The sequence below is a fragment of the Actinacidiphila sp. bgisy167 genome (assembly GCF_965342175.1).
Classification (GTDB): Bacteria; Actinomycetota; Actinomycetes; order Streptomycetales; family Streptomycetaceae; genus Actinacidiphila.
This window is the reverse complement of record NZ_CBDRBL010000067.1, coordinates 24,770-37,814: the sequence shown is the minus strand read 5'-3', so window position 1 is coordinate 37,814 and position 13,045 is coordinate 24,770. Positions and strand designations below refer to the sequence as shown.

3 protein-coding genes and 1 pseudogene are annotated in these 13,045 nt (G+C 72.8%); 3 read left to right on the top strand and 1 reads right to left on the bottom strand.

Translation table 11 applies throughout. The annotated features are described in order from the left end of the window. Positions 1 to 348 precede the first annotated feature (348 nt). Positions 349 to 1,848, bottom strand: a complete 1,500-nt coding sequence (locus ACRWND_RS22955) for an MFS transporter (RefSeq protein ID WP_431952366.1) — start codon at positions 1,846 to 1,848, stop codon at positions 349 to 351. 1,247 nt (positions 1,849 to 3,095) lie between these two features. Here ACRWND_RS22955 and ACRWND_RS22950 point away from each other — a divergent pair. From ACRWND_RS22950 to ACRWND_RS22940, 3 genes and pseudogenes are all read left to right on the top strand, one after another. Continuing rightward, complete coding sequence (locus ACRWND_RS22950; protein WP_431952364.1) at positions 3,096 to 5,072, top strand: fatty acyl-AMP ligase; 1,977 nt, start codon at positions 3,096 to 3,098, stop codon at positions 5,070 to 5,072. Beyond that, positions 5,072 to 7,156 (top strand): annotated as a pseudogene (locus tag ACRWND_RS22945) (type I polyketide synthase); the annotation flags it as partial. The gene ACRWND_RS22950 and the pseudogene ACRWND_RS22945, both read left to right, overlap by 1 nt. Before the next feature lie 636 nt (positions 7,157 to 7,792). Next, positions 7,793 to 13,039, top strand: a complete 5,247-nt coding sequence (locus ACRWND_RS22940; protein WP_431952370.1) for an SDR family NAD(P)-dependent oxidoreductase — start codon at positions 7,793 to 7,795, stop codon at positions 13,037 to 13,039. Positions 13,040 to 13,045 lie beyond the last annotated feature (6 nt).

The window sequence follows — 13,045 nt, the reverse complement described above, 5'->3', positions numbered from 1 at the left end:
TCACGGGATGGACGCAGTACGAGTTCCGCAGTCGGTACCGGTTCCTTAGTTGGGGGCCACCGCCGACGACGTGAGCGCTCATCTTCTGCCATGACGCGGATCGCTTGGTACTGGCTTTTCAGTTCTGGCGCAAGGAACACCTGGTCAGGCATCCATGCCATGCAGGCAGGGTTTTCGTGGCGGAGGTCCCGGCAGCGGGGTTCGTATGGGTCCTTGAGGATCTCGCGGTCGTGCTCGCCGACAGCCAGGTCTGCGCCAGCCCTGAAGCGGCTGAACTACCCGGACACCGACGGGCTGTATGTCTGGCCGCTGGTCTCTTGTGTTCGGGGCCTGTTGGTTGGGCGGCGGTCAAGTGGTGCCGGTGCCGGTGCTGGGGTCGGTGCTGGGGCCGGGGTGGGTGTCGGGGCCGGGGTCGGGGGGTTTGGTGTGTGGGGTGGTGTCGGGGTGTGGGTGGGGGGTGGTGGGTTTGGGGGTGGGGTGGTGTGGGGTGAGGGCCCACCAGGCTGGGGGGATGGCGGTGGTGATGAGGATGGCTGCGGTGGTGAGGGCGGTGCGGTAGGTGTGGGCCCATTCGATGGGGTGGTTGGTGGCTGGGAGGGTGGTGATGGCTCCGATGATGGCGATGCCGAGGGTGCCGGAGGCTTCGCGTGTGGCGGTGTAGAGGCCGGCGGCGGTTGCGGCGTGGGTGTGGGGGGTGTTGGTGAGGGCGTGGGTGGTCAGGGGGATGGTGAGGGCGGATCCGGCGCCGAGGAGGGCGAGGCCGGTCAGGAGGAGGGGGAGATGGGGTGTGGGGGCGAGGTAGGCGAGGTAGGCCATGCCGGTGGCGATGGTGGCCAGTCCGGTGGTGACGGTGGTTCTCGGGCCGTAGCGGGTGATGGCTTTGGGGAGGAGGGGGGTGAGCAGGAGCAGAGTCGCGGCGATGGGGGTGAAGGCCAGGCCGGCTGTGGTGGGGGTGAGGCCTGCTGTGTGGGTCAGGTAGGGGGCGGTGAAGAAGAACATGCCGTTGACGCCGAGGCCCCATAGGAGTTGGGCGGTGATGCCGCCGGCGTAGGTGCGGTTGCGGAGCAGGGTGATGGCGGGCAGGCGGGTGGGGGTGGTGGCTTGGTGGATGACGACGTAGGTCAGGGCGGCGGCTGTGATGCTCCAGGCGGTCCAGATGGCTGGTGAGGCGGGTCCTTGTCGGTGTCTTTCGATGAGGCTGTAGGCGCAGCCGGCCAGGGCGAGGCAGACCAGGGCGAGGTCCAGGGGGGTGTCGTGGGCGTCGTGTGCGGGGTGGGGGCGGCCGGTGGGCGGGCGGGGCATGGTGGCCCATAGCGTGGCCCATGCGGCGGCGGCCAGGGGCACGTTGAGGGCGAACAGCCAGGGCCAGCCCAGGTGCTCGGTGATCACGCCGGAGATCACCGGGCCGGTGGCCAGGGCGACGGCCACGGTGGCTGTCAGCAGGCCGACCCCGGTGGTGCGCAGGGTGTCGGGCAGGTCGTGGGTGACCACTGCCAGTGCCGCGGGGAAGATCAAGGCGGCGGCTGCTCCTTGCAGGAGCCGGCCGGCGATCAGGAGAGTGCCGGTGGGGGCGAGGGCGCACAGGATCGATGCGGCGGTGAACAGGGCGGTGCCGGTCAGCAGGGTGGTGCGGTGTCCGTGCTGGTCGGCGGTGCGGCCGCCGATCAGGAGCAGTGACGCGTAGGCGAGGGGATAGCCGGCTGCCACCCATTCCAGGTCTGCTTGGTGAAGGTGGAGTTCGCGTCGGAGTTGGGGGAGGGCCACCGTGACCACGGTGGCGTCCAGCGCGGTCAGGAAGGTGGCGCAACTGACCGCGGCCAGCACGCCCCGGCCTGGTGGCCGTCGCATACGTCGTTCCTGTCTGGCGGGGAGGAAGTACACGGGAAGGACCGGGGCCGCCGCTGCAGGGAAGCGGGCGGGACTTAAGGGTGTGTGCCGATGGTAGGGCGGTGGTCGGCCCGCCCTGCCACGGCACGCCGACGGTGTGCCGCTGCGGGCCGGTGCGGTGGCCTGGCGGCGCGGCCTGCGGTCGGTGTCTTCGTCCGGGGGTCTGCCTACGCCGTGGCGACGGAGCATCCCCGCCCCGCCGGCCTCGCCCTGCCGGCCCCTCCCTGCCGGCCCCGTCCTGGTCCGGCCCGCCCCTCCCTGCCGGCCCCGTCCTGGTCCGGTCTTGCCCCGTGCGACCGGTGTGCCCCGCTGCCGTGCGGTCTTGCCCCGTGTGGTCCGGCTCCGGCCGGTCCTGTGCGGCCGGGTCGTGCCGGTTCGGTGCGGCCGGGTCGTGTGTGGTCCGGTCCGCGTGGTCCTTGCGGCCTGGTCCCCGTGGGGGCCGTGCGGTCTGGGTCTATGCGGTCCTGTGCGGCCCGGTCCCAGCCGGTCTTGTGCAGCTGGGGTCCTGTGCGGCCCCGGTTGCGCCGGCCCCGGTTGCGCCGGCCCCGTGTGGTCCGGTCCCGTGCGGCCTGGTGCTGGGCCGGGTTCTTGCCGGCCTGGTCGTGTCGGCCCTGTCGGTGGTGCGGCCTGGGCCGGTCCCGTCTGGTGCGGCCTGTCTGGTGTGGTGGGTGGGGGTGCGGTCGCAGGTTGTGGGTGGGGGTGCGTGTGCGGATGGGTGATCGTCTTGTGCGTGGGGCGGGCACGCCCTTGGTGTCGGGCCGGTGGGGTGGGTGGGGGTGGTGGTGTCCGGTTTCGTGTCGTGTGTGGGGCCGGGGGCGGGGTGGTGTGGGGTGTTCGGTCGGGGGTGTTCGGTCGGGGTGGGCTGTGCGTGGGGCTGGGGTGGTGTGTGGGGCTGGGCCGGGGGTGTCGGGGGGCCGGTGCGGGTGGGTGGGTGCGTTGGGGGCTGCCGTCCGGGTGGTGTGGTGATCGTCTGCGGGGGGCTGTTCGACCTGGTGTGCCTGGCGGGTTGTGGTGTGGGGCGGGTGCGACACGGCATACGTGAAGTTTGACTGTAAAAGTCGGGTCATTTACCTTTTCGATCTTAGTTTTGGCTTCGTTTCCGCGTTGCTGCGCGGGGATGGTGTGTTCTGTGTCGCCGCCCTTTTGCTTTTTCCGTGCCGGGCCGGGCGGGACGGGTGTCGTGACCGGTTCCTCGAAGGGGGAGAGCGGTGTCCCAGCACAGCGGCGTTGATGGTTTGGTTCCGCGGCCGTCGTGGGCTCAGGGCGCGACGTTGACGGAGTGTCTGGCGTGTTGTGTGCGGATGCGTCCGGATGAGCCCGCGTTCACGGTGGTGGATTTCGGGGTGGGGGATGTCGAGCATGTGTCGGCGGTGACCTGGCGGGAGTTGGCCGATCGTTGTGGTGTGGTGGCCGCGGTGTTGCATGCGCGGTGTTCGCCGGGTGCGCGGGTGGCGGTGGTGGCCTCGCAGAGCCTTGCGTATGTGATCGGTTTCCTCGCCGCGGTGAGTGCGGGGACGGTCGCGGTTCCCTTGTTCCCGCCGGCGTTGCCCGGTCACCGCGACAAGCTGGCCGCGGCGTTGCGGCATTGCGCTCCGCAGATGGTGCTGACCCGGCGTGAGGAGGCCGGGTCAGTGCAGCGGTTTGTCGCTGAGTGCGGTCTGACGGTTTCGGTCGTGGCGGTGGAGGATCTGCTGACGCCCCCGCACCCCGCCCCCGCCCCTGCGTCTGGCACCGCGTCTGGCTCGGCGTCTGGCTCTGTGTCTGCTTCTGACGGATCTGTCTCGGCTCCGGCGTCTGTCTTTGATCCTGTTTCCGCTTTCACTGCGGCGTCGGTGTCCGCGTCTGCCGTTGATGCCGCCTCTGGTTCTGCCTTTGCTGCCGGTCCTGCGTCTGGAGGTGTTCGTACGCCGGTGCCGGGTGTGGGGGACGTGGCGTATCTGCAGTACACCTCGGGTTCTACGAGGATGCCGTCGGGTGTGGTGATCACGCATAGCAATGTGGTGGCCAATGCCCGGCAGGCGCTTGAGGCGTATGACATGGAGGGCGGGCGTCACACCGTGGTGGGCTGGTTGCCGCTCTACCACGATATGGGGTTGTTGTTGCAGGTGGCGATGGCGGTGGTGGGGGGTGTGTCGTCGGTGTTGATGGAGCCGCATGCGTTTGTGCAGCAGCCGTTGCGGTGGTTGCGGTTGCTGTCGCGGTATCCGGGTGCGGTGGCGGCGGCGCCGAATTTCGCTTTCGACTATTGCGTGGACCGGGTGCGTGAGGAGGACCGCGACGGGTTGTCGTTGGGGCGGGTGGCGGTGTTGATCAATGGGAGTGAGCCGGTGCGGGCGCAGACGGTGCAGCGGTTCCATCAGGCGTTTGCCGGTGCGGGGTTGCTGCGTTCGGTGATGCGGCCGTCGTATGGGCTGGCTGAGGCGACGGTGTTCGTTGCTGCGTGTCCGGCGGGGGAGGAGCCGGCGGTGACGGCGTTCGACCGGGTGGCGTTGGCGGCTGGTCGTGGGCAGGTCGTGGAGCCGGGTGCGGCGGCGACGCAGTTGGTGGCGTGTGGGCGCACGGTAGGTCAGGACATTGCGATCGTCGACCCGGTCACCAGGTGCCGGGTGCCGGATCAATGTGTCGGTGAGGTGTGGGTGCGGGGCCCGAATGTGGGGCAGGGCTATTTCGGCCGTGTGCGGGACAGCGATGGGGTCTTCGGCGCGGTGTTGGCCGGTGGTGAGGATGCCGGGGGCTGGTTGCGGACCGGTGACCTGGGCCTGCTGTATGACAAGCAGTTGTACATCACCGGCCGGATCAAGGATCTGGTCGTCATCGATGGCACCAATCACTATCCGCAGGACATCGAGGTGACGGTGCAGGGCGCGCATCCGGTGATCCGCCCCGACCACGTTGCGGCGTTCTCGGTGCCTGGTGAACGCAGTGAGCGGTTGGTGGTGGTCGCCGAGCACGTCCGGCAGGTCACCGATCCCGACCGTCACCGGGAGGAGGTGACCCGGGCGGTGCGGGCAGCGGTGGCCGGTGCCCATGCGGTGGCGGTCCATGACTTCGTTCTCGTTGCTCCGTACGGTGTGCCCAGGACCACCAGTGGGAAGGTGGCCCGCAGTGCCTGCCGCGAGCACTATCTGCAGGGTTGCTTGTCCGGCAGTGCCGGTGCTGGTGCCGGTGCCGGGGAGGAGCGTTGATGAGCGGGGGCCGCGGCCGGCAGGGCGGCGAGGCAGTCTCGGCGGTGCGGCTGCGGGCGTTGCTGCGTCAGTGGGTCGGGGAGTGCTGTGCGGTGGACCCGGCAGGCCTCAGCGATGACGTCCCGGTGGCTGAGTACGGGCTGACCTCGCGTGATGCGGTGGACCTGTCGGGCCGGCTGGAGGAGGTCGTGGGCCGGCGCTTGCCGGCGACCTTGCTGTGGGAGAACCCCACCATCGACGCACTGGTCGCCTCGCTGACCGCCACCTCACCGGCCGCGATGGCAGACGCGGTGGGAGACGCGATGGCAGACGCGGTGGGAGACGCCGCGTGGGCTTCGGTACCGGACGCGGCCTCGCAGCCGGCTTGTGCTGCGGCCCCGGATGTTGCCGTGGATGCGGCCCCGGGTGTGGCCTCGGATGTGGCCCCGTCCCAGGCTCCGGCATCAGGTGCGGCTGCGGCTGCGGCACCGGACCTGGGGGGAGACACGGCCTTGCCTCCGGCCCCGGCTGCGGCCGCGCATCCAGGGCCGGCCTCGGATGTGGCCCCGTCCCAGGCTTCGGCATCAGGTGCGGCTGCGGCTGCGGCACCGGACCTGGTGGGAGACACGGCCTTGCCTCCGGCCCCGGCTGCGGCCTCGGGTGCGGCGTCAGGCGGGGGCTCGCATCCGGCACCGGCTGCGGCACCGGCTGCGGCGTCGGATGTGGTTTCGGGTTCGCATGTCGTGCCGTCGGTGGTGGGGGACGCGGCTGCGGCTCGGGCTGCTGTCGTGGCTGCGCCGGTGGGCGCGGCTGCGAGTGTGGGGTTGTCGGAGCGGGAGCCGGTCGCGGTGGTGGGGATCGGGTGTCGCCTGCCGGGGGGTATCGAGGGCCCGGAGCAGTTCTGGCGGGCGCTGCTGGCCGGCCGGGACATGATCGGGACTGTGCCCGAGGGCCGGTGGCGTGATTTCGAGGATGGTTCGGCCACGACGGCGGAGGTGTTGGCGCGTACGACGGGCTGGGGTGGTTTCCTGGAGGACGTCGCGGCCTTTGATGCCGATTTTTTCGGTATCACGCCGAAGGAAGCCGAGACCATGGACCCGCAGCAGCGTCTGTTGCTGGAGGTGGCCTGGGAGGCTTTGGACCATGCGGGGATTCCCGCTGGGGGACTTGCCGGGAGCGCTACGGGGGTGTTCGTCGGTCTCAGTTCGCTGGATTACGGTCATCTGACCACTGCTGATCCGGCGGCGGTGACCGCGTGGACCAGTACGGGCGCGGCCGGCAGTATCGTCGCGAATCGTCTGTCGTATCTGCTGGATGCCCGTGGGCCGAGTATCACCGTGGACACGGCTTGTTCGGCGTCGTTGGTGGCGGTGCATCAGGCGTGCCGGAGCCTGCGCAGCCAGGAGTGTGACACCGCGTTGGTCGGCGGTGTCAACGTGTTGTTGTCGCCGGCGGTCACTGCCGCGTTCGACCAGGCGGGCGCGCTTGCTGCTGATGGCCGCTGCAAGGCGTTCGATGCTGCCGCTGACGGTATCGCCCGGGGTGAGGGCTGTGCCGTGGTGGTGTTGAAGCGGTTGGCCGACGCCGAACGGGACGGGGACACCGTCCTTGCTCTCGTGCGGGGCAGTGCCGTCAACTCCGACGGGCGTTCGGCGGGGTTGATGGCGCCCAATCCGGCCGCGCAGGAACAGGTGGTGCGGGCGGCTTTGCGTTGTGCCGGTGTGGAGCCGGCGGACATCGACTACGTGGAGGCGCACGGTACGGGGACGCTGCTGGGAGACCCGATCGAAGCCGGGGCGCTGGCGGCTGTTCTGGGTCGGGGTCGTGGGTCTGACCGGCCGTTGCTGATCGGGTCGGTCAAGACCAACCTGGGGCATCTGGAAGGCGCGGCGGGTCTGGTCGGTCTGGTCAAGACCGTACTGGCGTTGCATCACGGGACGGTGCCGCCCAGTCTGCATTTCCGTACGCCCAACCCGCACATCGATTTCGACGCCGGGCGGCTGCGGGTGGTCGCCGTGCCGACGGCGTTGCCGGCCCTGGGGGACCGGGTCGCGGCAGCCGGGGTGTCCGCGTTCGGGTTCGGCGGCACCAACGCTCACGTCGTCCTGACCGCCCCGGCGCCGGTACCGCTTGCCGGCCGCCGTTCGCCCGGTCCCCTTTCGCCCGGCGCGCTGTCCACGCCGCCGCCCGGCGCGGGGGCCGACCGGGCGCCCGGCCCGAACTCCGGGCCGGCAACCGGCGCGGGGTCCGCCGCCCCGCGGTCCGCCCCGGCGTCCGGCGCGGGATCTGGTCCGGGGGCCAACCCCGGGGCCGATGTGGGAACCGATGTGGCGTCCGGTGCGGGGTCTGGCGCGAGGGCCGATGTGGGAACCGATGTGGCGTCCGGTGCGGGGTCTGGCGCGGGGGCCGATGTGGGAACCGATGTGGCGTCCGGTGCGGGGTCTGGCGCGGGGGCCGACCGGGCGCCCGGCCCGAACTCCGGGCCGGCAACCGGCACGGGGTCCGCCGCCCCGCGGCCCGCCCCGGCGTCCGGTGCGGTGTCTGGCACGAGGGCCGACGCGGGGTCTGGCACGAGGGCCGATGCGGGGTCTGGCACGAGGGCCGATGTGGGAACCGATGCGGCGTCCGGTGCGGGGGCCGCCCCGGCGTCCGCCCCGGCGTCCGGCCCGGATTCTGGTCGGTCGGGCGGCACGGGGCGGGTGCCGTATGTGCTGGTCGTGTCGGCTCGGTCGGAGACGCGTGTGGGCGAGGCGGCCGCGGCTTTGGCGGACTGGCTGGCCACCCCTGCCGGTGGCGAGGCGGACCTGGGTGGCCTTGCCCACACGTTGGCCACCCGGCGTCGTGGGCCGGTGGCCGGTGCCGTGGTCGGCCGGGACCGCGTCGAGTTGATCCGGCAGCTGCGTGACCTGGCCCGTGGCCAGACGGGCCCGGCTGTCGTCGCTCCTCACCGGGTGCCGGAGCAACCGGCTGAGGCACCCGGTGAGCGGCCCGGCCCGGTGTTCGTGTTCTCCGGTTACGGATCGCAGTGGCCGGGCATGGGACAGCGGCTGCTCGCCGGTGATGCCGTCTTCGCCGCCGCGGTCGCCGATCTGGACCCGGTCTTCGCCGCGGTCACCGGCACCACACTGACCTGTCTGATCGACGACGGCGCCCGGACCAGCGCGGTGGACCGCACCCAGCCCTTGCTGCTGGGCATGCAACTGGCCCTGGCCCGTACCTGGCAGGCCTACGGCATCACCCCGGCCGCGGTCATCGGCCATTCCATGGGCGAGGTCGCCGCCGCCGTGGTGACCGGCGCCCTGGACGTCGAGGACGCGGTACGCCTGATGGTGCACCGCGCCCGCGCCCTTGCCGCCGTCGACGAGGCCGGGGGCGGCGCGATGGCCGCCGTCGAGCTCCCCGACGACGCCCGCGCCCACCTGCTGCGCCGTCACCCCCAGGTGGACATCGCGGTGTATGCCTCCCCGCGGCGCTGCACCGTCACCGGCCCGGCCGGGCCCGTCGCCGCTCTCCTCGCGGAGTTGGAGCAGGCCGGCTACGCCGCCAAAGCGCTGGCCGTCACCGGCGCCGGCCATTCCGCCGCGGTCGACGCCGTCCTGCCCGTGCTGCGCGCCCACCTGTCCGGTCTGCGCCCCCGCACCCCGCAGGTCCCCTGGTACAGCACGGTCGACGACCCGGCCGCGCCCGTGGTCGCCGACCTGGAGTACTGGTGCCGCAACACCCGCCGGCCGGTGTGTTTCCAGCAGGCCGTCACCGCTGCCGCAGGCGCCGGTCACACCCTGTTCGTGGAGATCTCCCCTCACCCGATCGCGGCGCTGCCGGTCAGTGAGACGCTGCAAGCGGTCCTGCCCGGGCCCTTCGTGGTGCTGCCCTCGTTGCGGCGTGACGGCGATGAGCTGCTGGAGGTACGGGCGTCGCTGGCCGCGGCGCATCTGGCCTGCGGCGGCAGCGGCGGCGGTCTGCTGTGGCCGGCCGGCCCCCGGGTGATCGTGCCTTCCTGGCCGTGGCGGCACAGCCGGCACTGGGTCCGCTCCAGGCCCGCGGCCCGCCACCGCGGCGGGCACGCCGTGCTGGGCCGGCGTGTCGAGGTCCCCGGCACCGACCACGTGCTGTGGCACGGGGACGTGGGCACCGGCGGCTGGAACCGCGTGGAGCGGCTGCTGCACGGCACGCCGGTCCTCAGCCTGGCCGCCGCCGCCCACATGTTCCTCGCCGCCGCCGAGGACGCTCTGGCCGTCACCACCGGTGACCTGGCCCTGCACGACCTGGAACTGGACCGGCTGCTTCCCCTGACCGACAGCACCACCGTCACCACCAGGCTGCAGCCCGCCGGCCCCGACGCCGCCGACGTCAGCATCCACACCCAGTCCCCGTCCGGTGCCTGGCGCTGCCACGCCCGCGCCCGCGTCACCCGTGAGCCCTTCCCGGCACGCCTGACGCGTCCGGCCCCGGACACCGAGCCCGCCGTGCGGATCACCCAGGCCGCCCCCGGCACCGCGCACGCCGACCCGCAAGCCCCCGCCGCCCGCCTGGCTCTCCTGGACGCCTGCCTGCACGCACCCACCACCGCGCCGGCAGCGGACACGGCGACGGCACCGACCCCCGCAGCGGCCACCGCGCCGACCACGGCGCCGGCACCGGGCAGGGCAGCGGTGTCGGCGGGAACGCCGGCGGGGGATATCGTGCCGGCGCCAGAGCCGGCCACGGCGGGAACGCCGGCGCCAGCGCCGGCCATGGCGCTGACCGCTGCCACCGCGCCGGCGCCGGCCACGGTGCCGGATGTGGTCGTGCCCGTCGCCTCATCCGCTCCTGGTGCGGAACCTGCCCGTGGTGCCGCGTTGTTCCCGACCGCGGTCGCCTGTGTCCACCTGCCCACGCCCGACCCCCATCCCCACACCCACACCCGTGGCGGTGCTGGTATCGACGGTGTCAGCTGTCAGGTGCACCTCCTGCCCGCCGACGGCTGTTGTTCTCATGCCGCCGCCGGCGGTGGGCAGGTGACCGCCTTCGCCGAGGGCCGGCCCGTGCTGCACGCTCACGGCGTGACCCTCACTGCTCCCGGTCGCGGCGATGTTCCGCGTGCCCTGCGTGACATCACCTATGAGACGGCATGGACCAAGGCCGCCCTGCCGGCTCCGCACGACATCGACCCGGCGCACTGGCTGTTGCTCACCCCCATGCCCGGTTCCGGCCTCGAGGCCCGCCGGTTCACCGAACCTCTGGCCGAGGCGTTGCGGGCCCACGGCGGAACCGTCACCGGTGACGGCTACCGGCCGGAGGCGATCGCCGGCCTGCTGCGTTCTTGGGGCCAAGACGCCGGTGACGGCCCCCGCCATGTCGTGATGCTGTTCACCGGGCCTGCACGGCCGCAGCCGGCAGACCCCGGTCACGCCGTGCGGGCGGCCGCCGACGTCGCCCGGCACCTGGCCGCCGGCGCCACCGACCAGGCACCGCCCCGGCTGTGGCTGGTCACCGAACGCGCCCTGTCCACCACCGCCGGGGAGTACGGCGATCCGGACCGGGCGGCGCTTGCCGGCCTGGTGCGGGTGTTGGCCCTGGAACAGCCGGCCCTGCGCGCCACCGTCGTCGACGTCGACGGCGACCCCGCTCTGGCCGACGACCTGCCCCGTGAACTGCTCGCCGCCTCCGACGCCGACCAGGTGGTCTGGCGGGCCGGAACCCGCCTGCTGGCCCGTCTGGCACCCGCCGACCCGCACAGCGCGCCGGCCGGGAAACCGGCGCGGTTCGCCCGGCCCGACGGCGCCTACATCATCACCGGCGGCCTGGGAGGCCTGGGACTGGCCACCGCGCGCCGGCTCGCCGAACAAGGAGCGGGCCGTCTGGTGCTGTGCGGCCGGCGTCCCGCTACCGGGCCCGCGTCGGCCGTCATCGACGAACTGCGCCGCCACGGCAGCCAGGTGGAGGTCGTCCTTGGTGACATCGCCGCCGAACCCACCGCCGGCATGCTGGTGGCAGCGGCCCTGTCGGCCGGCCACACCCTGGCCGGGGTGGCCCACGCCGCGGGCGTCCTCCACGACCGCGCGATCACCGAACTGGATGCCGCCGACATCGACCTGGTCATGGCCGCCAAAGCCACCGGCGCCCGCCATCTGCACCAGGCCACCCGCGGCCACCGCCCGGACTGGTGGCTGCTGTTCAGCTCCGCCGCCGCCTTGACCGGGTCCCCCGGGCAGGCCGCCTACGCCGCCGCCAACGCCTGGATGGACGCCCTGGCCCGCAACCGCCACGCCGACGGCCTGCCGGCCACCTCGATCGCCTGGGGGCCGTGGGCGGGCCTGGGCGCCGTCCCCGACACCGCACGCCTGCCCATGGAAGCGCTTCAGGAGGACCAGGGCCTGGACGCCCTGCAACTGCTGCTCGCCCAGACCCGCCCCCACCTCGGCGTCCTGTGCCTGGACCCGGCCCGGATCGCGGCGGCCTTCCCGGGGCTGGAGGCCGTGCCCTACTTCGCCGACCTGATCCGCGACGCCGACGCCGACACCGACTGGCCCGGCCCGGCCGCCCTGCCCGCCCTGGGAGCGGCCGCCCGCGACGTGGTCCACCAGCGCCTGATGCGGCGGGCCGGGGCCGTGATGGGCTACGACGGCGACCGCCTGGACGCCCGCGTCCCCCTGACCGATCTCGGCCTGGACTCCCTGATGACCGTGCGGATCCAAAACGCCGTCCGCCAGGACTTCGGCATCGTCCTGCCGGCCTCTCTCGCCCTGCGCGGCGCCACCCTGACCGACCTGACCGACGCCGTCGTCACCGCCCTGGGCCTTCCCGGCACCGGCACGACCACCCCACCCACCCCCCCCACCCCCACCCCTGCGGCCCCCGCCGGGAAGACCGCCGGGGCGGCGGACACCGGGGCGGCACATACCGGCACCCACCACACCACCCCCGCCCTGCCCACCGTCCTGACCCCCCGCGACGCCGCGGAACGCCTGGTCGCCGGCGTCTACCAGCACCTGACCGGCACCGCCGCCCCCGGCGTCCTGCAGGAGTTGCCCCACGCCCGCGACCCCCACCACGCACAGGCACTCGCCGACGCCGTCAACGCCCGCCTCCACCACCTAGGCACCCCCCTTACCGGCCCCGACATCGCGGCCCACCCCACCGTCGCCGCCATCGCCGACCTCATCCGACCGGCCGTCAACGGCACCACCGGCAGCGAAGTCCGCGTCCTGAAACCACCCACCCCCGGCCACGCCGCACCCCTGTTCGTGTTCCACCCCGCCGGCGGCCCCACCACCGTCTACCGGCCCCTGGTCGACCTGCTGACCGCCAACCGGCCCGTCTACGGCCTGGACCGGGTCGCCGAAGCGGCCACCATGGAAGACAAGGCCCGCCACTACCTGCGCCTGATGCGCCGACTGTGGCCGCAGGGCCCCTACCACATGCTCGGCTGGTCCTTCGGCGGCTGCCTGGCCTACGAAGCGGCCTGCCAGCTCCACCACGACGGGCACCAGCCGGGCTTCCTCGGCCTGATCGACACGATCCTGCCCGCGGCCCTGCCCGGCCTGGACGACCGGCAACTGCTCATCGACCGCCTCGAACGCTTCGCCCAGTACGTCCAGACCACCTACGGACACCGCATCGAGCTGTCCCACCAGGACCTGGCCCGCGTGCCCGAGGACGAACAGATCGACGTCGTCCTGCGCGACATCGCCGCCGCAGGCTGCCAGATGAGCCCCGCCATCATCGAGCACCAGCGCACCTCCTACCTCGACGCACGCGTCGGAGAGCGCTACCGCCCCCGCCCCTACCCCGGCCGCACCGTGCTGTACCGGGCACAGGACCCGCAGCCCCTGACCACCGCCCTGGACCCGCGCTACCTACGCGACCAGGCCGACCTGGGATGGGCCCAGTACTGCCCCGACCTGCAGATCGTCCCGGTCACCGGCGACCACCTGTCGATGATCGACCCCCCGCACGTGACCCTCGTGGCCGACCACCTGGACACCGCCCTCGCACAGCACCCCTGACCCCCG

Coding starts and splice junctions, on each gene's coding strand:
- ACRWND_RS22955 (WP_431952366.1), bottom strand. CDS start 1,848: ATGCGACGGCCACCAGGCCGGGGCGTGCTGGCCGCGGTCAGTTGCGCC.